This is a genomic window from Fischerella thermalis PCC 7521, from assembly GCF_000317225.1.
Lineage (GTDB): Bacteria > Cyanobacteriota > Cyanobacteriia > Cyanobacteriales > Nostocaceae > Fischerella > Fischerella thermalis.
This window is the reverse complement of sequence record NZ_AJLL01000048.1, coordinates 52,638-73,279: the sequence shown is the minus strand read 5'-3', so window position 1 is coordinate 73,279 and position 20,642 is coordinate 52,638. Positions and strand designations below refer to the sequence as shown.

Sequence of the window (20,642 nt, the reverse complement as noted above, 5' to 3'; positions counted from 1 at the left end):
TTAACTTTCGTTAATGATTTGCGTAGGTTGTTTTACCTACACTCATAAGCTTAGAAGAAAGTTTTAGAATTGTAAACACTATTTAATTAACTTTTATTTATTTATGTAAACAAAATTCATAAAAAGTTCTGATTTTATATTGTTTACAGGTTTTTTCTGTAAGCGATCGCTCACTAATAATTTATGAATTGCCCTTAAAAGTGACAGTTACCAGTTAACAGACTGTTCACTGATAACTGATAACTGATAACTAACTACTGATATATCAACCGGGAGGCCATGCCATGTGTCTTCCTCCTAAGATATGCAGATGTAAATGGTAAACAGTTTGACCACCATCATCGCCAGTGTTGATCACCACACGATAGCCATTTGTTAGTCCGGCTTGGGCGGCGACTCGCTGAGCAGTTAACAAAAGATGCCCCAAAAGTGCTTGGTCTTCTGGTTCGGCTTCAGCTAGTTTCGGGATTGGTTTTTTCGGAATTACAAGGATATGAACTGGTGCTTGGGGGTTAATATCTTTGAAAGCCAGTGCTAAATCATCCTCATAGACTATATTGGCTGGTATTTCTCGACGAATGATTTTGCCAAAAATTGTGTCTTGGGTTGTCATGTGTAATTTTTTATTTGTCATTTGCCAATTGTCAATGATAAGACAAAGGACAAAGGACTATGACAAAGGAAAAAAGACCATGCTTGCTAGAGTCTGGAGCGGAGCGATTGTAGGCATTGACGCAGTGAAGGTGGGTGTAGAAGTTGATGTTTCTGGAGGTTTGCCAGGAATTGTTGTGTTGGGATTACCAGACGCTGCGGTACAAGAAAGTAAGGAAAGGGTAAAAGCTACTCTCAAAAATTCGGGCTTCGCCTTTCCGATGCGAAAAATAGTGATTAATCTCACACCTGCCGATTTACGTAAAGAAGGCCCCTGTTTTGATTTGCCCATTAGTGTAGGAGTTTTAGCAGCTTCCGAACAAGTTAATACTGAGTTGTTAGAGAATTATCTTTTCTTAGGTGAGGTTTCTTTAGATGGCAGTTTACGCCCAGTAGCTGGAGTGTTGCCTATAGGTGCTGCTGCCAATAAGATGGGAATTACAGGTTTAGTTGTGCCTGCGGATAATGCCCAAGAAGCTGCTTTAGTTAAGGGGTTGAATGTTTATGCTTTTAAACATTTGGCAGATGTAGCTGATTTTTTAAATAATCCAGGACGTTACCAGCCTGTACAGTTGGATGAAAAAGTAGAGACGCAACCTGGTGCATCTTCTCTACAAGCTGATTTAAAAGATGTGAAAGCCCAGGCTCATGCTCGTCGGGCATTAGAAATTGCTGCGGCTGGGGGTCACAATTTAATTTTTGTCGGACCGCCAGGAAGTGGTAAGACAATGCTAGCAAGACGCTTACCAGGGATTTTGCCACCGTTGAGTTTCCCAGAAGCTTTGGAGGTAACACGCATTCACTCGGTAGCTGGTTTATTAAAAAATAGAGGTTCTTTAGTACGCGATCGCCCTTTTCGTAGCCCCCACCATTCCGCATCAGGTCCATCCCTCGTTGGTGGTGGTACATTTCCCCGTCCTGGGGAAATTTCATTATCACATCTGGGTGTACTTTTTCTAGATGAGTTAACAGAATTTAAACGTGATGTTCTGGAGTTCCTGCGTCAACCTTTGGAAGATGGCTTTGTGACGATTTCCAGAACAAAACAATCCGTAACGTTTCCGGCTCAATTTACTTTAGTGGCAAGTACCAATCCCTGCCCCTGTGGTTATTACGGTGATACTATTCAACAGTGTACGTGTTCGCCACGCCAAAGAGAACAATATTGGGCAAAGCTGTCTGGGCCTTTAATGGATAGAATTGATTTACAAGTTGCGGTAAACCGTTTGAAGCCAGAGGAAATTACCCAACAACCAACGGGAGAAGCTTCAGCAACAGTTAGAGAAAGGGTACAAAAAGCACGCGATCGCGCATCTGTAAGATTTAATCATGAAGCGAATCTGCGTTGTAATGCCCAAATGCAAAGTCATCATTTACAGAAATGGTGCAAGTTAGATGAGGCAAGTCGTAACTTATTAGAAAATGCAATTAAAAAATTAGGGTTATCAGCTAGAGCAAGCGATCGCATTCTCAAAGTAGCACGTACAATTGCTGATTTAGCAGGAGACGAGAATCTGCAAGTTCATCATCTAGCAGAGGCAATTCAGTATCGCACGATAGATAGAATGCAGTAAGGCATTTATGTTTATTCCTTAGTAAGTGTAGCGATTTAAAATGCAGAGGGACGCGGAGTATTAGTGCCAAAATTTTGCGATGAATTTATTCCAATCTTCAGGTGTCCATTCTTCTATAGAGGCGCAAACACCATTATATTAGCAGACTTCTAATTTAGTCTAATCATCACCGTACATATTTATCCAAATAGCAGACAAACTATCGATATCTAATATCTTTTTCTCGCCCTCATGAGTGTTTTTAAACAGTGCTGTAAAAGCACCTGCTCCTAAACCATCTTGAGGAAACATTCGATAACAAGGAATTTTAGTTAGATGAGACTGATAGTCTTTTAAATGATTAATTTCCATTGGTTCAAACTGAGAAAACTTTTTTATTAACCATTCACAAACTTCTTCATTTTCTTCTGGTGAATATGTACAAGTCATATAAGCAAGATAGCCTTGTGGAGCGACAATTTGAGCAGAGTTAGCTATAATGCGTTTTTGCCGATTTGCATTCTTATTAATAGCACTAGGATGAAAACATCCTGGTGCTTTTTCACCTTTCGCTATTAAAGATTGCCCAGTGCAAGGAGCATCGACTATCACTAAATCAGTGGATAAAGGTATGCTTTGTGCAAAGATACTAGAATCTCTATTGACAACTATAGATCGACTAATATGACAACGCTTGAAATTAGAAATTAACATTCCCAGGCGTTTCCCAATCACTTCATTACTAATTAATAACTCTGGTTGCAATAGTTTCCAAGCAAAAATGCTCTTACCTCCTGGTGCAGCGCACATATCAAAAATAACCTGAACTGGTTGATTAACTGCTAGTAAAGTTGAAGCCGCAAATACAGAAGAAAAATCTAAACAATAAAAATATCCTTGTTCGTGTAGTGGATTCTGACCGGGTTTGGAACCCAAAGATAAACGATCTATAAAAGGTGGTTGCCAAGTTATAGGTTCTTCTACTATCAAAGGTAAATTTTCTACTTTATCTTGACACCAGATGATGCAGGGTGGAAAAGATTTAGGGTTAATTAAAGCTTCTATAAAACTTGCTTGTTCATCTGAATTATTGAATAAACGTTTGCTAAGTTTTAGTAATAATTTTGACGGTGGTTCCATAAAATTATGATAGTAAATTTATAGTTGCAAAATTATAGAAAAATTATTTGATTCTGATTAGTAGATAATTTCAAAATAAAATATAATATATTGAGATGGCCGAGCATTTATTAGGCATATCCAGAAAATAATTATGCGTTACCCAAAATCCTTGTAGAGACGCTTCAAACAGCGCGTCTCTACATTCTTTTTCACCAGATGTCTAGTTACGGTATTTAATAATTTTCGCCACAATTTACGTCAAGAAGCATTACTGTGGTGGGATGAAGATTTGATAGATATATGACAGTAAAAACACCTAGTCGAAGGCTATCAATTCCATCAGCTGAAATAGCCCAAAGCGATCGCCTCGTTTTCAATTAATTTTAACGTCGTGCTAATTCGGGAGTACGCCCTTTCAAACCAATCATCAATTTGAGAGTGTATATTTTCAGGATTGGTAATCGCTGCATTGCCCATAAACCTAAGCGACGAACTACCATTACAGGCAAGAATGTATTAGAAAACATCCTATCTAACAAATCAGTAAAACCCAAAATAGTCAGGTTCTCCCGTTTCCGCCAACGTTCGTAGCGTTTGAGTATTTTGATGTCGCCAATATCTTCACCAGCTTGATGTGCTTGTTGGATTACCTCTGCTAAGGCTGCTGCATCGCGGATACCCAAATTTAAACCTTGTCCGCCTACGGGGTGACAATTGTGTGCTGCATCACCTACCAAAGCAAGTCGGTGTTTGGCATAGCGATCGCTTTGCATGAGTTGCACCTGAAAAATAAAGCGATCGCCCAACAATTCTAACTTACCCATCTGATTACCAAAACGACGAGTTAACTCTTTTAAAAATTGTTCATCATCCAAAGCACATAAGGCTTTTGCTTCTTCATGGGGGGCAGTCCAGACAATTCTACAACGATTTCCTGGCAGAGGTAAAATTGCAAATGGGCCGCTAGACCAAAATTTTTCATAGGCAGTGTGATTGTGTGGTTTTTCGGGCTTGACAAACGCGACAATGCAAGATTGCCAGTATTTCCAACCATGAGTTTTAATACCAGCAGCTTGGCGAATAGGCGATCGCGAGCCATCAGCAGCTACTAGTAATTTGCTGCGGACTGTCCGCATTTCCCCTGCTACTTTGATATCTATTGTGACAATATCTTGGTGATAACAAGTACTCACCACTTCTGCTGGACATAAATAAGTCACATTCTGACAATCTTTGATAAACTCGCGCAGAGGATACAACAGCGCTTGATGTTCTGCTACATAACCCAAATCTTGCTTGTTGATATCTGCTGTTGTAAATTCCACCACATCTGGGTGATCAGCATCAGAAAGGCGGACGCGACGGTAAACTTCAATTTGAGGTAAGATTTTGTCCCAAACTCCAATACCTTGATAAATTAGCGCCGACAGCATGTGTACTGCGTAAGCTTGTCCCTTAGCTACTGCTGCGGATTCTGCTTTTGCTTCTATCAGCAGTACACTCAATCCTGAGTTTTTGAAAGCAGATGCTAGGGTGAGACCGATAATTCCGCCGCCGACAATGACCAAATCATAGTCGTATCCCCGTTTGTCTGTGGCTACCTGGTTGGGGGAAAAAGTTTGTGGAAGCTGTGCTTGCGCCATTGTTAAGATAGATTACAGCGTTTTAATTATTATTTTTACGCGATCGCGTCGTGGAGGGCAAGCGGGAGGTGGGGAGGTTCTGACAACTAACTACTAACTACTAACCAAATAAAGAAAAAACCCTACTGGTGTATGAGGAACGCAATAGGGTAGAAACCGTGTTTATGTGTGTAGAAGAGTAAGGTAAAGTTACTTATTATTGATTGTTAATGTTCAGCTATTGGTTGCTTGGCACTACCAGTTACCAGAATATAGTCATCAACAATATCAATAATCTCAAACGGATATGACATTGTTGTGTAATTGAGATGAATTTTGTGTTTCAGAGTTCATTAAGCCATAACAACCATTAAGTTCTCTGGCATTTCAAAGTTAGCGGTGACGTTTTGGACATCATCCAAGCCTTCTAAAGTATCTATTAACTTCAGTAGCGATCGCGCCTGTTCTATATTATCTATTTCTACGTTATTACTCGGAATCCAACGCAATTCAGCGTCTGTTACCTGAAAATTTTTTTCTTTGAGAGTTTGGTTGAGGTTTTCTAAATTTGCTACCTCGGTAAAAACCTCAGCAGTTTTCTCATCAGTCATTTCGTAAGATTCAGCACCACCTTCTAGGGATGCTTCTAAAAGTTTTTCTTCGTCTTCTACTCCCTCAACAATACAAACGCCTTTTTGGTCAAACATCCAGCTGACGCATCCTGTTTCACCAAGATTACCACCGTTTTTGCTAAAGGCGGCACGCAAGTCAGCTGCAGTACGATTGCGATTGTCTGTCAAGGCTTCTATTAAAATAGCAACGCCTCCAGGCCCATAACCTTCGTAACGAATAGCTTCTAAACTGGAACCATCACCTGTAAAAGTTCCTGCACCTTTAGCGATCGCCCTTTCAATATTTTCGTTGGGGATACCCGCTGCTTTGGCTTTTTCTATTGCTGTTCGCAGTTGAAAGTTACCTGCTGGATCTGGGATACCATTTCTCGCAGCAATGATAATTGCCCGGGAAAGTTGAGTGAATGTCTTACCCTTTTTGGCATCTACTACAGCTTTTTGGCGTTTAATATTTGCCCATTTACTATGTCCTGCCATACTTTACAAGAGTTATCAGTTACCAGTTATCAGTTATCAGTTTTAATTATCTCTTGGGTTTGAGTTTAGTGGTCTTCGATGAGAGGAGGATTCAGACCGCCTATAATTGCCATCTGCCTTCTTCAACAAATATTTGTATATTTTTTACTTTATATTATGCCGATTTACTTAATTTTCTCCACAAATATGTGTCAACTTCTCCAACAATTCCTCTGCTAAATCTAACAAGTCAATTTCATCATCACTGACATCACGGTAGATGCTACCACTCGTAACCCTACCTACTAACACATTCTTCAACGCAAAAATCCGCTCTTCTTCTTCACCAAAACTCAAACAGTTTTCCAACTCAGTAGCAATTTCTTGTAGCGATTTATCTTTTAACTGCTTTCGGACTTTCACTGCAACTGAGTCATTACTTTCCAAAAAGTTAACAACAGATTCTACAAAAGTATTTTCCTCGTCATCTCCCCAAGTTTCTAACCAATCACCATCCACATCTTCACAATACAAATTTGCAGCGGTCAGCCCATACTTAAGTATGTCATCCTGTAATTTGCGTGCTTCTTCTAAATGTCGAAGAAACTCTTCAAATTTGCTTGGGCGGTCATTTTTAACTTCTCTAATCATGATGACCAAATTGTTGTGAATATTAATCTAGATAAACGACAGAACTTGTAACTATAAACTAAATTTTAAATATATCCTTGATTTGAGGTTATCACTGTTATGTAGTGACAAATTGACTATTTTATTAATAAAATCATTTTTGCCAGGATTGTAATTTAAAAATAAACCTCTTTCAATCGCCCAGAAACGCAAAGTACTTTCCCAAGAATCCGATTTTTCTTGAGAATATTTATTAGCGAGGCTAGTAAGTTGAATACACAATGCCTTATCTTGCCTACTGCTAACAATTATATCAGTTGCCATTGATAGGTCTGCTATGTAACGCTTGATAACTGTACCGCCACGAACTTCAATACTATTGACAACAGAGTTGAGTAAATCACCATCTTCCTGACGGAAATCCCCTGCCATTAACTTTTGTCGCCAGATGATAAATTTTGGATCGTTTTCCTTTAACCATTTGGCAAATAACTCTCTAAACCAGTATTTTTCAGTGGCTGTCATTTTTGTATAATAAACTTCTTGCTCCTCTTGGGAACTTAAAGCTTGAATATCAAGCCAAATTTGAGAGTCTTTGATAATTTGTTCTAGAAACAGTCTTAAAAATCTTTTAGTATTACCATTGAGCGAACCAGACTTAACATCTTTAACCCAACGATCTATTTGTTCTAACCTTTTCGCTAAACTTGGGTCTATTGTAGACGCTTCCTTAATCAGAGATTTTAATGTTTGTTTAATATCTTGTGCTTGCAAAAGATACCAACCTTCGACTTAGATTTTAAATTGGTAAATTCACACTCACCCGGTTTTAAAATTATTACATATTTTTGTGGGACAGGTATCTTTACCTGTCCCTCCATCTTAGGTATTTTCCTTAGTTGCTTCTTCTGATTTCTCTGGCTTGAGTAAGGGGAAAGCGATCGCATCCCGAATGCTAGCACAGTCAGTCAGCAACATGACCAACCTGTCAATACCAATACCTAAGCCTCCAGTGGGTGGCATTCCGTATTCTAAAGCTGTCAAGAAGTCTTCATCTACTCCCTGGGCTTCTAAATCACCTGCTGCTTTGCGGGCTGCTTGTTCTTCTAGGCGTTGACGTTGATCAATAGGATCAGTAAGTTCTGAGAAACTATTAGCAGTCTCTCGCCCGACAATAAATAACTCAAAACGTTCCACCAAACCAGGCTGAGAACGGTGTGGTTTTGCCAAGGGTGAAATTTCTACAGGATAGTCAATCACAAAGGTAGGTTGAACTAGGTTCGTCTCGACTTTTTGTTCAAAGGCTTCATTCAGCAACTTGCCAATTGATGGGCAATCTTCTATACCTTCTAATCCAGCATTTTTACATGCTGTTTTTGCCTCTTCCAGAGTTTGGAAAGAGTTAAAATCCAAGCCTGTGTATTCTTGTACTAAGCCGTGCATAGTTACACGTCGCCAAGGCGGCGTTAAATCAACTGCTTGTCCTTGGTAAGTAATTTGCAATGTTCCGAGTGTCTCTTGGGTGACGGTGGTAATAATCCCTTCTGTGAGTGCCATCATGTCGTTGTAATCGGCATAGGCTTGGTAAATCTCAATCGTAGTAAATTCTGGGTTGTGCCGGGTAGAAATTCCTTCGTTGCGGAAAATCCGTCCCAGTTCAAATACTTTTTCAAACCCCCCAACAATCAACCGCTTAAGATGAAGTTCTGTAGCAATCCGCAAATACAACTCCATGTCTAAGGTGTTGTGGTATGTAATAAACGGACGCGCATCAGCACCTCCTGCTTCCGTTTGTAAAACAGGAGTTTCAATTTCCAAGAAATTACGCTCTTCTAGGTATCTACGAATACCAGCAGTAATTTGAGCGCGACGCCGGAAAGTTTGCCGAACTTCTGGGTTAACAATTAAATCTACGTAGCGCTGACGGTAGCGTTTTGCTACATCCGTCAAACCGTGCCACTTATCGGGCAAGGGCAACAAAGATTTTGTCAGGATTGTATATTGTTTAACGTAAACTGATAACTCGCCCTTTTCAGTCCGTTTGATAGTTCCTCTAGCACCCAAGATATCGCCGACATCTGTAAGCTGTTTGAGATGATTAAAAGCATCGGCGTCAATATCTGCCATACCTTCCTGGATGCGATTTTTCTCTAAATAAAGCTGAATTTTGCCGGTTTCATCTTGTAAACTGAAGAAAGCAAGTTTACCCATGACGCGACGCGCCATGATGCGTCCAGCGATCGCCACATCGATATCTACTTCTTCTCCATTGGCTAAATCAGCAAATTTTTCCTGCAATTGTGCTGCGTAATGGGTAGATTCCCAACGATAGGCGTAGGGATTCATCCCTAATTGTCTCAACTGTTCTACTTTCTCTAGCCGTGTAGTACGGATTTCTTCTTCCGACATAGTTAACGAACTTTCAGGGGGCAAGAATTCATTATAGATGCTGCTAAAGTAGCCAACAGCTGGTGTTGAAAATAGCGATCAGAGATGAACTTAACAGCAAACGCATGATCCATCTGTGTTAATCGGTGTTCATCAGTGTTCGTTCTAATTTTCATCCCCTAGTTGTAGGCGATCGCCCTTGGGGTTCTACCTTGAGAAAAACAGTATTTGGTGGTTACTGATAACTGTTAAATAATACCCTCAGCTAATTCTTTTTTATAACCCAAGCGCGATCGCTCCTGCAAAAATAATTGCTGCATTTGTTGCAGATAAGGACACAACAACTTTTTCTGTTCTGTGTTCAGGTGGCTAATAACTGTTTCTGTCAAAATTTGACACCATTTTTCTGTCATTTCCCATTGAATACCTACACCCTCCACAACCATCACACACAACGGTAGCAGTTCTGTTTCTATAGATGTCATGCTCTTTTCCAAAAAGCACAACCACAGATAAGCTTGAAACATGTTCAAATCGCGCAGACAGGAGTGTTTCACATCTGCCTTACTCAATTCCCCTCTCCGGCTATGATGATTAGGCAACAACTCCACCAGTTGCTGATAAACAGATTCAGCAATTTTTGGTGTAGCTAATATCATCTGTTCTATAAGCTTTAATTCCGGTGAATCTATTTCATACTTGACAGCAGCCGCACAAACTCGTTGCCATGGCATAGCAACTTGTTCTTCAACAAATTTTAAGTAGGGAGTCAGTAATATTTTTTCTGTTGGTGTAAGTTTTTTCAGAATTAATTGGTTAGTAAAGTTTAATTGTGTAGTCATAAAGCCAAGGGAACGCCAATCCCTAGATATGACATGCTGTTCTTGAAATACCAGTAATACTGGTTCTAATGAATATGCCAATTCTGTAATCTCTGGTATTCCCAATATAAAAATGTGATTATTTTCCAATGTTGTGTTTGTAGGTACGTTAATTTCAACAGAGTGTTTTTCGTAAATATCAAGTATCTTTTTATAGACACGAAAAGCAAATTGAGTTATGAGCCTTGCTTCGTTCAAATCAACGATATTAGGGATATAACTGTAAAATGTTTTTGCTTGCATACATCCCATTTGGCAATTAATACTTAGTAAATTATTCCTCAATTTTGCTGATGTTAAAGCTCGTCCTTCTGGTGAAGCAGTTGTTATCAAACTAGTGTAAAGAGATTTTTCTAATGACATGTGGGAAAAATCAAGCGTGTAGCGCCTTGACCAAAGCTTTAAAAACCTTTCTGTTGATGGATTTTGAAGAATTTCTACTGATTTAAGCATCATTTTTCCCCTTTGTAATTTATTTTTGATTTTTGTGTAAAATAAATTCAATCAATCTAGTTAATTATGAATTATTTTCGCATTAATAATAAGTTTTGATTAAAAAATATTTGCAATAAATTAAATTGAGTTTAATAAATTGCTTGTGTAGCAGAAATATGTAAGATTGAGTTATTACAAATATCAAGCGTAATCAAAAAAACAAATAAGGATATCACAGAATATTTGTTGAAACAGAGATATTGTACTAATTACGATTAGCTGTGAAATAAATTTCACAGCACGAATTCTAAAGCAGTTTTAACCCGTAGATACCTGTTATGGTGGCCTGCTGGAGCCTAATTTATTCAGGGCTAAATTTTAGGCTTGTTAAAAATAGTGCAACATATCAATTGAAATGGGCTAATTATCGACTACTAGGACTGTTATCAGTGTTCAAAATCCTAATTAGAGGCTAATAACCATGCGTCAGTAAACTTTGTTTTTTATTTTTTCAACAGCAAACACGAGGTTTTGCGTAACAACCCCTTTTTGTACATTGCACAAACTTTAATAGTAATCCGGAAGGATTTCATAAATTTTGATAGGTAATATTTTTTACTCTACTAGATGTATGTGTAAATTGTTATATGATTATAGTAACAATAGCTACAAAAATCTGATATTCTCAATAATTAGTTTAATTAATCTAGGTGAGGCTCAAAATAGTGATTTGTATATCTGATAACAATTATTTCTGTATTCCAGATTTGTGCGATCGCATTCACAGGACTTTGAATAGGACGCCTTGTTGAATTTGTGCATTCTGCGCTCTCAATCATTTTTCCTTGCCTACGAATAATTTAAGGGGGTTACATTCTTTATCTTCGGGTTATGAGTCTTCCACTGTTCCCCGTTATAGAGTTTTCTTCCCATTGGTCAACTTTCCCGTGGAGTAAGAGGTTGGTTAGTAAACTTGCTGACTGAGGAGGAATTATTACACCACCATCTAGCAGATGTAGCAATAGATCATGGCAATGAATAATTAACCAAAGAATTACCGTTAATCAAAAATCTTTGAAATTTATCACAAGGAAGACTATTGATAAGCTTATTTTTGTTTTAAAACTGGCTACTTTTGCTATTTTGCGTGTATTTTCTTATGCAATTTATTAACTTTTATTGCTTCTTTGGCAAAAGTAGATTACAGCTTTCCAAGTAAAATTAAACACCAATTCTTCTAAACATAGAAAAATGATTTTTAAAATTCATATTGCATATTGTGAAAATTCGTTATAATTTCTTATTATGTCTATCTCAGCAAATCGTTTCATTATAGTCAAAGTGACTTGTACATAAAATTAAGTATACCTGCTGAAACAGTATTTAAATTTACAAAAAATTTAAATACTACTGGGTGTATGTCTTTGTATGGTAAAAAGTAATTTCTTAATTAGAAATTCAAAAAATAAAAAAGTAGATTTAGCTTACTTGCAAAAATCAAAGTCCTTGCTATTGCTAATTAATTAACAAAAAATAATCTACTTCAATCCATATAAACAATGTAAAAAAGCGCATATAAAAGATAGCAGTAAAACAATTGCTTTTATTTAGCATTTAATCTCGTCTTTTTTTAATTAAAAAATGTGCTTGTTATGATGAGGATATTGGGAAAAATAAATCAAGGAATATCTACTATCTAATTAATAGTACAAGTTACATGGAGATTTTGTGGCGATGCAATTAGAAGACAAGGTAACACTTGAAAACGTAGAACAAGAAGCATGGGAAGTTTTAGAAAAATCAATAATGTACTATAAAGGTCGTCCAGTAGGAACGATCGCAGCCATTGACAGTACAGTAGATGCGCTCAATTATGACCAATGCTTTATTAGAGATTTTGTCTCTTCCGCTCTACTATTTCTCATTAAAGGTAGAACAGAAATTGTTCGTAACTTTCTAGAAGAAACTTTAAAGTTACAGCCAAAAGAGAATCAGTTGGATGCCTATAAACCAGGTCGAGGCTTGATTCCAGCGAGCTTCAAAGTAGTTGTATCTCCAAGTGGTGAAGAATACTTAGAAGCTGATTTTGGAGAACATGCGATCGCCAGAGTCACACCAGTAGATTCGTGTTTTTGGTGGGTAATACTGCTACGTGCTTATGTAGTAGCTACAAAGGATTATTCATTAGCATATCAACCTGATTTTCAACACGGCATCAGGTTAATTATGGAGCTATCCTTAGCGACACGTTTTGATATGTATCCTACCCTGTTGGTTCCAGACGGTGCTTGTATGATCGATCGTCGTTTGGGTATCTACGGGCATCCTTTAGAAATTCAATCTTTATTTTATGCTGCATTGCGTGCAGGGCGAGAACTACTAGTTTGCCAAGGCAATCAAGATATTGTTACAGCCATTGATAACCGCCTACCTCTTTTACGCGCTCATATTCGTAAACATTATTGGATAGACTTAAATCGCCTCAATGCTATTTATCGCTACAAAGGTGAAGAGTATGGTAAAGGGGCTGTCAATCAATTCAATATATATGTAGATTCCCTTCCTTATTCTGAATTAGATCGGTGGCTACCAAGAAAAGGTGGTTATCTCGCAGGGAATGTGGGACCATCACAGATGGATACCCGCTTTTTCACATTAGGAAACTTGGTTGCGGTTATTTCTGATCTTGCTAGCGAAGAACAATCGCAAGCCATTATGAATTTAATAGAGAAACGCTGGGAAGATTTAGTCGGAGATATGCCGATGAAAATTACTTTCCCTGCCTTAGAAAATGAAGAATATAGAATTATTACTGGCTGCGATCCGAAAAATATACCTTGGTCTTATCACAACGGCGGCAATTGGCCAGTATTAATGTGGATGTTAGCAGCAGCTGCCATCAAAACTAATAGAGTGTGTCTAGCAGAGAGAGCAATTGCAATTGCCCAAACTCGCCTCAAAGATGATGAATGGCCAGAATATTACGATGGTAGAAGAGGGCGACTACAAGGCAAACAAGCGAGAAAATATCAAATATGGACTGTTGCAGGCTTCTTATTAGCAAAAGAATTGATTAACAATCCTTCTTGGTTGCCATTAGTTAGCTTTGAACCATTTACAGCAGAACAGGTTTCTAGGGCTTGTGAATTTGAACTCAACAGCTTTGACACTTGAATCTATTGGGTGGTTGTTGGTTGTTAGTGGTTGGGAATTAGTCAAAAAACAGTTAGCAGTGAGTAACAGAATCTGATAACTGATAACTGAATTACACTTCCCCCACTCCTTACACTCCTCATACTCCACCCTACGGGAAGCCGCGTAAAGCGCGTCTACACACTCCTCACACTCCCCATAACCCCCACTCTCTGCGTCAATCCTCATCCTCATTTTTTCAAAACTAACTGGAAAGAATTCAAATATCCGTTAATAGTTTTAGATAGAGACTTGTGTTGCTTATTGGTTGTGATCGCCATGACTTGATACAAGCGCCCATCAGCAACATACATACGGTTTTTAGTTATTTTCCCACCAGAGTTGACATACTCGATTTCCTTGCCAGGATGACCATTGGAACTACGGATGCTACGCTGACGAATTAAATTACTTTGGGTAGTTTTTACAGCCATAGTTTGGGCATTGTTAAGTATTACTTGGGGATTGGTCATTCGACCATAGTCATAGGGAAAGTCGTTGTATGCCACTACATAAGCCACTTCTTGGTTAGGTAGTTGCCCAACAAACAGTTGTAAGTTTATTTCCCCCATATAGGTTTTTTGGGTCTGAGACATGGCTTTAGGTCTCCCTGGCATTAAGACAGTGAAGCTACCATCTGGAGCAGTAAATAACTTCCATTCTGACTTAATTGGTTTATTGGGGGCTGGTTTGGTAGGAGAAATGGGGCGTTGGGGAGGACGCGCCTCAACGCGTGTAAATCCGCTACATACTAAAGCCACAGTAATTAGGGACAACAACACTCTTTTTGTCATAGTTTTTGCTTTTACACGTGCTAATATTACGTAGGCTGATAGTTTGTTATAACTTAGTAAAATATCTAGAAGCACCCGTAAAATTGTGTAAAAACAGCGTTGTAGTCCTACGCATATCTACTATAACCTAGCAGCGTAAATAGCAGCACCTATCAACCCAACTTGTTGATTTGTTACAACATGTACTGGTATTTCTTCTAGCAGGGGACGCATTCTACCTTTATGGGTGAAATTAAACAGGAAATCACCTTGTTGAATTAAAGACAGAATTTTTGGGGCAATACCACCAGCAACATATAAACCACCGTAAGGCAGGAGTTTGAGAGCAAGGTTACCTGCTTCCGCGCCGTAAGCTTCTATAAATAACTGCATTGTTTGTTCGCAAAGGCGATCGCTTCCTTGTAGAGCAGCGTTACCAATAGCAGCACCCGGATCGACGCTTTTTTCTTGTTTTCCTGCCTCTTGTTCCCAAGTTCTGACTATTTCGGCAATCTCTGGTGATTCGTCGTCAATTTTGCGATCGCGTAAAAATTGGTAAATAGAAACAATTCCTAACCCAGAAACTACCCGTTCCACAGAAACGCGCTGGATACTATGTTTATCCAACAGATATTTCAACAGTTGAAACTCCAATTCAGTCCGGGGGGCAAAATCAGCATGTCCACCTTCAGAGGGAAAAGCTTGATAAAAATTTCCCTGTTTGATTAAAAATCCTTGTCCTAAACCAGTACCAGCACCAATAATCCCAATCGGTGCATCTGGATCGTATTTGCCAGTTTGAAGTGTATAAAAGTCTTGTGCTTCTAAGCCTAAAATCCCATAGGCAACAGCAGTAAAATCATTAATTAAAGAAACATAAGTGATACCGAGTTGTTGTTGCAGACGTTCAGCATCGAGAAACCAAGCCAAATTAGTCAGCTTAGCGGTATTGTGAACTATAGGACCAGCGATCGCAAAACAAGCTTTTTGGGGTATCGGCGTATTAGCTGCGGTCAAAAACTGTTGTACTATTGGCACTAAATCGGGAAAATCACCACTGCGGTAACGTTGCTCATACACTGTACGTAAAAGAGGTTCTTCTGTTTCCTCTATCAGTCGCAGAATGGTTTTTGTTCCGCCGATGTCTCCAGCTAGTAGTAAAGTCATAAATATTTAAGTTAATAGTTAGTGGTTGGTGGTTGGTGGCTAGTAGTGGATAGTTAGTAGTTGATTTTTTATCAATAACCACTATCGGTTTTCAATTACCTATAGATTGTTGACTGTTTGTCCATATACGACTATCAACCACTAACCACTATCCACTAACAGTCAGCAAGCGAAATTGGTTTAGCTATAATCCTTAATATCTCTAATTAAACCGAACAAATTCCTCTACTTGAGTTAAGTGAGAAGTATCTCCCTTTAGTTCGAGAAACCATTCAGGATGTTGACGCACAACTTTTACTAAACTACACAAACTTGCTTTAACTTCTGTTACAGCAATTTCCCCAACAAGTCCCATAGCTGCCCCTAGTACGGATGCACCATGTCCCACCAGCAAAATATTGTCTGGAGAGTATTCCATGGCCAGACATCTAGCAGTTTGTCCAGAACGCGCCCGCACTTGTTGTTGAGTTTCTGGGTATTTAGCTGCAATCCGGGGTGTGTAGCTAATATCTATTCTAGGGAATAATTCACTCAAGGCAGAAGTGGACAGTCTTTGTGGTTCCTCTGTCATCCAAGCAGGATTAAGCCATTCACTCAAACCTGTTTCTAGTTTAATTGGTAAATCTAGAACTTCTGCAACAGCGTTTGCAGTTTGTACTGTTCGCAAGAAAGGCGAAGCAAAAATATGGGCAATTTTTTCTCGTTTGAGGCGATTAGCTAGCTGCTTTGCTTGGATAAAGCCATCTTCAGACAAAGGCGGATCGTAACGTCGTTCGGCGGTAAGAAACCAATCAGGGTTAACAAAATCAAGACGGTTAGCGTGTCTTGCTATCCAAATGATTTGACTCATGGATGGATTCCCTAGCTGATACACTTTGCAGACTGCAAAGTAAATATCATCTCATGTTGGGAAATGTCAGGATTAAAAATTTTTGACAAAATGTGATTTTGTTCTAATATCAAGCATTACCTAGTGCATATACTGTAGTGGTTAAGTATTGATTACTTCTTGACTCTACAGGTAATATCTATGGGTTTTATATTTTCTCTCTTAACAAGCCTGATTGCAATTTTTATCTATTTAAACTCTGGTAAAATATCTAATGAACGATCGCGCTGGACAATTCGCTCAGTAAGTGTTTTAATCGGTGCGATCACTCTACTAGCTTCTATTGCCAGACTTTTAGTCATCATACCACCAGGTAATGTTGGAGTCGCCAATTTATTTGGTCAAGTCCCCGATGACACATTTAATCCAGGTGTGCATTTGATGAATCCTTTTGCTAAGGTAATCAATTTTTCAACACGCTTCAAAGATATCAAAGAAAATGTCGATGTCACATCTCAGGAAGGGTTGAGTCTCAATCTTGATGTAAGTCTGCAATACAAGCTTGACCCTCAAAAAGCAGCAACAGTATATAAAAATATTGGTACAGACGAAACACAATTAGTTATTTCTCGATTTCGCTCGACAATCCGCGCTATTACAGCTAACTACCCAGCAGCAGCTATTTATTCTACTAAACGTCAAGAAATTGTCCAGCAACTCAATCAACAGCTGACTCAACAGTTACTTCCTTTGGGTTTCATTGTAGAAGAAGCTTTGTTAAGAAATGTCAAAATGCCTGACAGCTTACAAGCAGCAATTCAAGAAAAACTCAAAGCAGAACAAGAAAATCAGCGCATGAAATTTATTTTAGAAAAAGAACGTCAAGAAGCAGAACGCAAACGCATCGAAGCTAGGGGTATAGCTGATTCCCAAAAAATTATTTCTGATGGACTTAACAATTCTGTACTGCAATTACGAGCCATAGAAGCTACTGAAAAATTAGCACAATCCTCTAACTCTAAGATTGTGGTGATTGGTGCTGAAAAAGGCACGGTACCAATTTTACTCCCACAAGAAACGAAGTAATCGAGAAAAATGACCGCCCGCAAAGTTAACTTCACGGCTACTGAAAATCCGCTCTCTAGCGATGGGTAAGCTTACGGGCAATGCCAACATTAAAATTTAAAATGTTAATGTCTTTTATTCAAGCAAGTTTATGAATCGAGAGCATTACTGTAGTGCTTGCTACTATTAACTATTTACTTATCAAGTCCAATTGATGCCCCAAAGCTTTAAAATTTCTTCAGCAAGGAAATATCTGGTTACACAAATGAGCAATACACAAAATTTCTATATTGTCAAGCGTCCTGCTGGCAACTGCGAAATCATCCCTAGCAATAAAGTTGCTGGGGATGACAATCCAGAGGTTATGGAAAAGTGGGGACCCTTTGAATCGCCAGGGGAAGCAATCGCTCGTCGTGTAGGACTGATTCGCGCGGGTAAATGCCAACCAGTCTAAAGGCAAAAGTTAAACCACTTTCTAATTTCTTTGTGCATTTGTGCCTTTAGCTGCAATTTCTTTACCTAACACTTCCACTGCTTTAGCAAACTGCGGATCTGCTTGAGTAGCGACTTTTTCTCGTTCTTTGATCCACAAGTCTTGTCGCTGCTTATCACTTAAGTCCACTACTATGTTTGGGTCAATTCCATGTTTGTTGATATCTCTACCCAGGGGTGTATGGTATTTAGCGATCGTGACTGCTAATCCTGAACCATCATCCAAGGGGCGTACAGATTGTACTAGACCCTTACCAAAAGTCTGACTACCCACTACGACTGCACGCTTGTTGTCCTGCAATGCGCCTGAAAGAATTTCACTAGCACTGGCACTACCTTTATCTACCAATACCACCAAGGGTTTGTTCGTTAAGGCCCGTCCGTTGGCCATTTCTCGTTCTGCCTCACCCCGACGGTCGATGGTGGAAACAATCGTGCCTCTATCCATCCACATACGGGCAATTTCTACACTAGAGTACAGCAGACCACCTGGATTATTACGTAGATCTAAGACGTATCCGGCTACCTGCTTGCTTTCTAAATTCCTGATTGCATCCCGCATTTCTTTTGCAGCATTGGCACTGAACTGCTTCAAGCGGATATAGCCAATATTACCGGCAGGCGTTTGCTTTTCAGAAAATTCTACCGGATGGATTTCAATCCGCGCTCTTGTTATTGTAAACTCTTTTCTTTGACCTTCACGCAGGATCGTTAAGTTAACTTTAGTACCTGGTTCACCTCGGATTAGGGATACTGCTTCATTAGTATCCATGCCCTCTGTGCTTTTACCGTTGATGTAGATAATGGTGTCTTTTGCCAGAATCCCTGCCTTAAATGCAGGTGTGTCCTCAATAGGAGCAATTACAGTTAACTTTTTGGTTTTTTCATCCAAACCTATCTGGATACCAATACCCGTCAATTCACCAGAGGTATCAACTTGCATATTTTTGAATTCCTCTGGATCCATAAACCGGGTATATGGATCATCTAGCTTCTTCAGCATTTCCCGGATGGACTTATATGCTTCCTCCTTGTTTGTGTAGGACTTATTCAGGTACTCACTCCGAACAGCTTTCCAATCTACCTGATTAAAAGTACCGTCTACGTATTGTTTATTAATAATTTGCCAAACTTCATCTACTAGTTCCTTAGGACTTTCTTTAAAAAGAGCTTGTCCTTGCGAGTGAATGCCAAGGCTTGTAACTGCGATTGTGGATAGCGTCACCGCCGTAGCACCCAAAACAAGTCCATTTCTTGTAATTACCATAATGACAGCTGCGTGGCTAGGGACAAAATTTTATATGTCAGTATGCTCAATCTAACACAGGCAAATACTGTACAGAATGAACATATCTTGTTATTTCTACAAAGTTATTAGGGATTGGGGAGGTGGGGAGATGGGGGAAGTGTGTAGATGCGTAGCGGCTTCCCGTAGGGTGGAGTGTGAGGAGTGTAAGGAGTGTAATATTTCCTTATCTCCCGTGTCCTCCTGTTCTCCCTTGATCCTCAGATCCCTGACTTCTTCACGGTTCTACCCAACGTCCATCTGCTTTGATCAAATTGATTAACTCCTCTACACCATGTTCTTCTGGGACTTTTTTGATTTCTTCTCTGCCACGATACAGAGAAATATAACCTGGAGTCTTACCGACATAACCATAGTCAGCATCTGCCATCTCTCCAGGACCATTGACAATGCAACCCATGACTGCGATGTCAAGTCCAGTGAGATGCTTGGTAGCTTCACGGACTTTATGCAATACTTCTTCTAGGTTAAATAAAGTACGTCCGCAGGAAGGACAAGCGACGTACTCGACCATTGTTTTCCGCAATCCTAAGGCTTGCAGAATACTGTAGCAAACAGGAATTTCTTTTTCTGGAGATTCAGTCAGCGACACCCGAATTGTATCGCCAATGCCATCAGCTAACAAAGTAGCAATACCAGCTGTGGATTTAATTCTTCCGTATTCACCGTCTCCAGCTTCTGTTACACCCAAGTGCAAGGGGTAATCCATACCCAACTCGTCCATTCGCTGTACCATAAGACGATAGGCAGCGATCATCACTGGTACTCGCGAAGCTTTCAGGGAAATCACTAGGTTGCGGAAGTCTAAAGATTCACAAATCCGGATAAATTCTATGGCAGATTGTACCATCCCTTCTGGTGTGTCACCGTAAGTAAATAGCATTCTTTCAGCTAGAGAACCATGATTTACCCCAATCCGCATGGCTTTGCCTTGATCGCGCAAAGAAATTACTAATGGTTCTAGAGTTTCACGGATTTTTTCACCAATTTCGTCAAATTCGACTTTAGTGTATTCGGTTCTGTTTGGATTCGGTTTTTCAAATACATACAGTCCTGGATTTATCCGTACTTTCTCTATGTGCTTAGCAACTTCTAAAGCTATCTTCATGCCATTGTGATGCACATCAGCAACAATTGGCACATCTTGATAGGTTTTAATTAATTTTTGTTTAATTTCTGCCAAAGCTTTGGCATGAGCCATACTTGGTACTGTAACACGGACAATTTCACAGCCTATCTCATGTAGACGCCGAATTGCGGCAACAGAACCATCAACATCAAGAGTATCCTCGTTGATCATAGATTGCACCACTACCGGATGACCTCCCCCAATGGTGACATTTCCTACTTTCACTGGACGGGTTTTCCGTCTTTTAATAGTTGTGTCAAAAGTAGGTTGACTGGATAAAGTATTTGCAGTAATGGGTGTAGGCAGAGTTTGCATAATC

The 20,642-nt window shown here is 39.3% G+C and carries 17 protein-coding genes; 4 read left to right on the top strand and 13 right to left on the bottom strand.

Annotated elements, in window-relative coordinates; all coding sequences use genetic code 11:
* Positions 1-265: 265 nt before the first annotated feature.
* A complete protein-coding gene (locus tag UYK_RS0111095; protein WP_016871409.1) occupies positions 266-613 on the bottom strand; it encodes a histidine triad nucleotide-binding protein in 348 nt (115 codons plus the stop codon).
* Between the two features lie 79 nt (positions 614-692).
* On the opposite strand from UYK_RS0111095, the gene UYK_RS0111090 reads away from it, so the two are divergent.
* Positions 693-2,225, top strand: a complete 1,533-nt coding sequence (locus tag UYK_RS0111090; RefSeq protein ID WP_009459409.1) for a YifB family Mg chelatase-like AAA ATPase — start codon at positions 693-695, stop codon at positions 2,223-2,225.
* A 159-nt stretch (positions 2,226-2,384) separates the two neighbouring features.
* Here the strand turns inward: UYK_RS0111090 and UYK_RS0111085 are convergent, their stop codons facing one another.
* The 7 genes from UYK_RS0111085 to UYK_RS0111055 all read right to left on the bottom strand — a co-directional run bounded on the left by UYK_RS0111085 (position 2,385) and on the right by UYK_RS0111055 (position 10,388).
* Positions 2,385-3,344 (bottom strand): RsmB/NOP family class I SAM-dependent RNA methyltransferase, encoded by a 960-nt coding sequence (locus UYK_RS0111085; RefSeq protein WP_009459410.1) that lies wholly within the window; start codon positions 3,342-3,344, stop codon positions 2,385-2,387.
* A gap of 365 nt (positions 3,345-3,709) precedes the next feature.
* On the bottom strand, positions 3,710-4,969 hold the full coding sequence (locus UYK_RS0111080) for an FAD-dependent hydroxylase (protein WP_009459411.1): 1,260 nt from the start codon (positions 4,967-4,969) through the stop codon (positions 3,710-3,712).
* Positions 4,970-5,301: 332 nt separating this feature from the next.
* Complete coding sequence (locus UYK_RS0111075; protein ID WP_009459412.1) at positions 5,302-6,057, bottom strand: YebC/PmpR family DNA-binding transcriptional regulator; 756 nt, start codon at positions 6,055-6,057, stop codon at positions 5,302-5,304.
* Positions 6,058-6,225: 168 nt separating this feature from the next.
* On the bottom strand, positions 6,226-6,687 hold the full coding sequence (locus tag UYK_RS0111070; RefSeq protein WP_009459413.1) for a hypothetical protein: 462 nt from the start codon (positions 6,685-6,687) through the stop codon (positions 6,226-6,228).
* Positions 6,688-6,738: 51 nt separating this feature from the next.
* Positions 6,739-7,440, bottom strand: a complete 702-nt coding sequence (locus UYK_RS0111065; RefSeq protein WP_009459414.1) for a hypothetical protein — start codon at positions 7,438-7,440, stop codon at positions 6,739-6,741.
* Between the two features lie 108 nt (positions 7,441-7,548).
* The gene (gene lysS, locus UYK_RS0111060) at positions 7,549-9,075 is read right to left on the bottom strand and encodes a lysine--tRNA ligase (RefSeq protein ID WP_016871408.1); all 1,527 of its coding nucleotides are present in this window, start codon (positions 9,073-9,075) and stop codon (positions 7,549-7,551) included.
* 227 nt (positions 9,076-9,302) lie between these two features.
* Complete coding sequence (locus UYK_RS0111055; protein WP_016871407.1) at positions 9,303-10,388, bottom strand: hypothetical protein; 1,086 nt, start codon at positions 10,386-10,388, stop codon at positions 9,303-9,305.
* A gap of 1,716 nt (positions 10,389-12,104) precedes the next feature.
* Between UYK_RS0111055 and UYK_RS0111050 the strand changes: the two genes are divergently transcribed.
* On the top strand, positions 12,105-13,544 hold the full coding sequence (locus tag UYK_RS0111050; protein ID WP_009459421.1) for a glycoside hydrolase 100 family protein: 1,440 nt from the start codon (positions 12,105-12,107) through the stop codon (positions 13,542-13,544).
* 209 nt (positions 13,545-13,753) lie between these two features.
* Here UYK_RS0111050 and UYK_RS0111045 read toward each other — a convergent pair whose 3' ends face one another.
* The 3 genes from UYK_RS0111045 to UYK_RS0111035 all read right to left on the bottom strand — a co-directional run bounded on the left by UYK_RS0111045 (position 13,754) and on the right by UYK_RS0111035 (position 16,352).
* The gene (locus UYK_RS0111045; protein WP_016871406.1) at positions 13,754-14,356 is read right to left on the bottom strand and encodes a hypothetical protein; all 603 of its coding nucleotides are present in this window, start codon (positions 14,354-14,356) and stop codon (positions 13,754-13,756) included.
* Positions 14,357-14,476: 120 nt separating this feature from the next.
* A complete protein-coding gene (locus tag UYK_RS0111040; RefSeq protein ID WP_009459423.1) occupies positions 14,477-15,502 on the bottom strand; it encodes a glucokinase in 1,026 nt (341 codons plus the stop codon).
* 202 nt (positions 15,503-15,704) lie between these two features.
* Positions 15,705-16,352 (bottom strand): histidine phosphatase family protein, encoded by a 648-nt coding sequence (locus tag UYK_RS0111035; RefSeq protein ID WP_009459424.1) that lies wholly within the window; start codon positions 16,350-16,352, stop codon positions 15,705-15,707.
* A gap of 180 nt (positions 16,353-16,532) precedes the next feature.
* On the opposite strand from UYK_RS0111035, the gene UYK_RS0111030 reads away from it, so the two are divergent.
* Positions 16,533-17,417: a prohibitin family protein gene (locus tag UYK_RS0111030; protein ID WP_009459425.1), complete on the top strand. Its 885-nt coding sequence runs from the start codon at positions 16,533-16,535 to the stop codon at positions 17,415-17,417.
* Between the two features lie 244 nt (positions 17,418-17,661).
* Positions 17,662-17,850 (top strand): hypothetical protein, encoded by a 189-nt coding sequence (locus UYK_RS0111025; protein WP_026086439.1) that lies wholly within the window; start codon positions 17,662-17,664, stop codon positions 17,848-17,850.
* A gap of 21 nt (positions 17,851-17,871) precedes the next feature.
* Here the strand turns inward: UYK_RS0111025 and ctpC are convergent, their stop codons facing one another.
* Complete coding sequence (gene ctpC, locus UYK_RS0111020; RefSeq protein ID WP_009459427.1) at positions 17,872-19,155, bottom strand: carboxyl-terminal processing protease CtpC; 1,284 nt, start codon at positions 19,153-19,155, stop codon at positions 17,872-17,874.
* A gap of 256 nt (positions 19,156-19,411) precedes the next feature.
* Positions 19,412-20,638 (bottom strand): (E)-4-hydroxy-3-methylbut-2-enyl-diphosphate synthase, encoded by a 1,227-nt coding sequence (ispG, locus tag UYK_RS0111015; RefSeq protein ID WP_009459428.1) that lies wholly within the window; start codon positions 20,636-20,638, stop codon positions 19,412-19,414.
* Positions 20,639-20,642 lie beyond the last annotated feature (4 nt).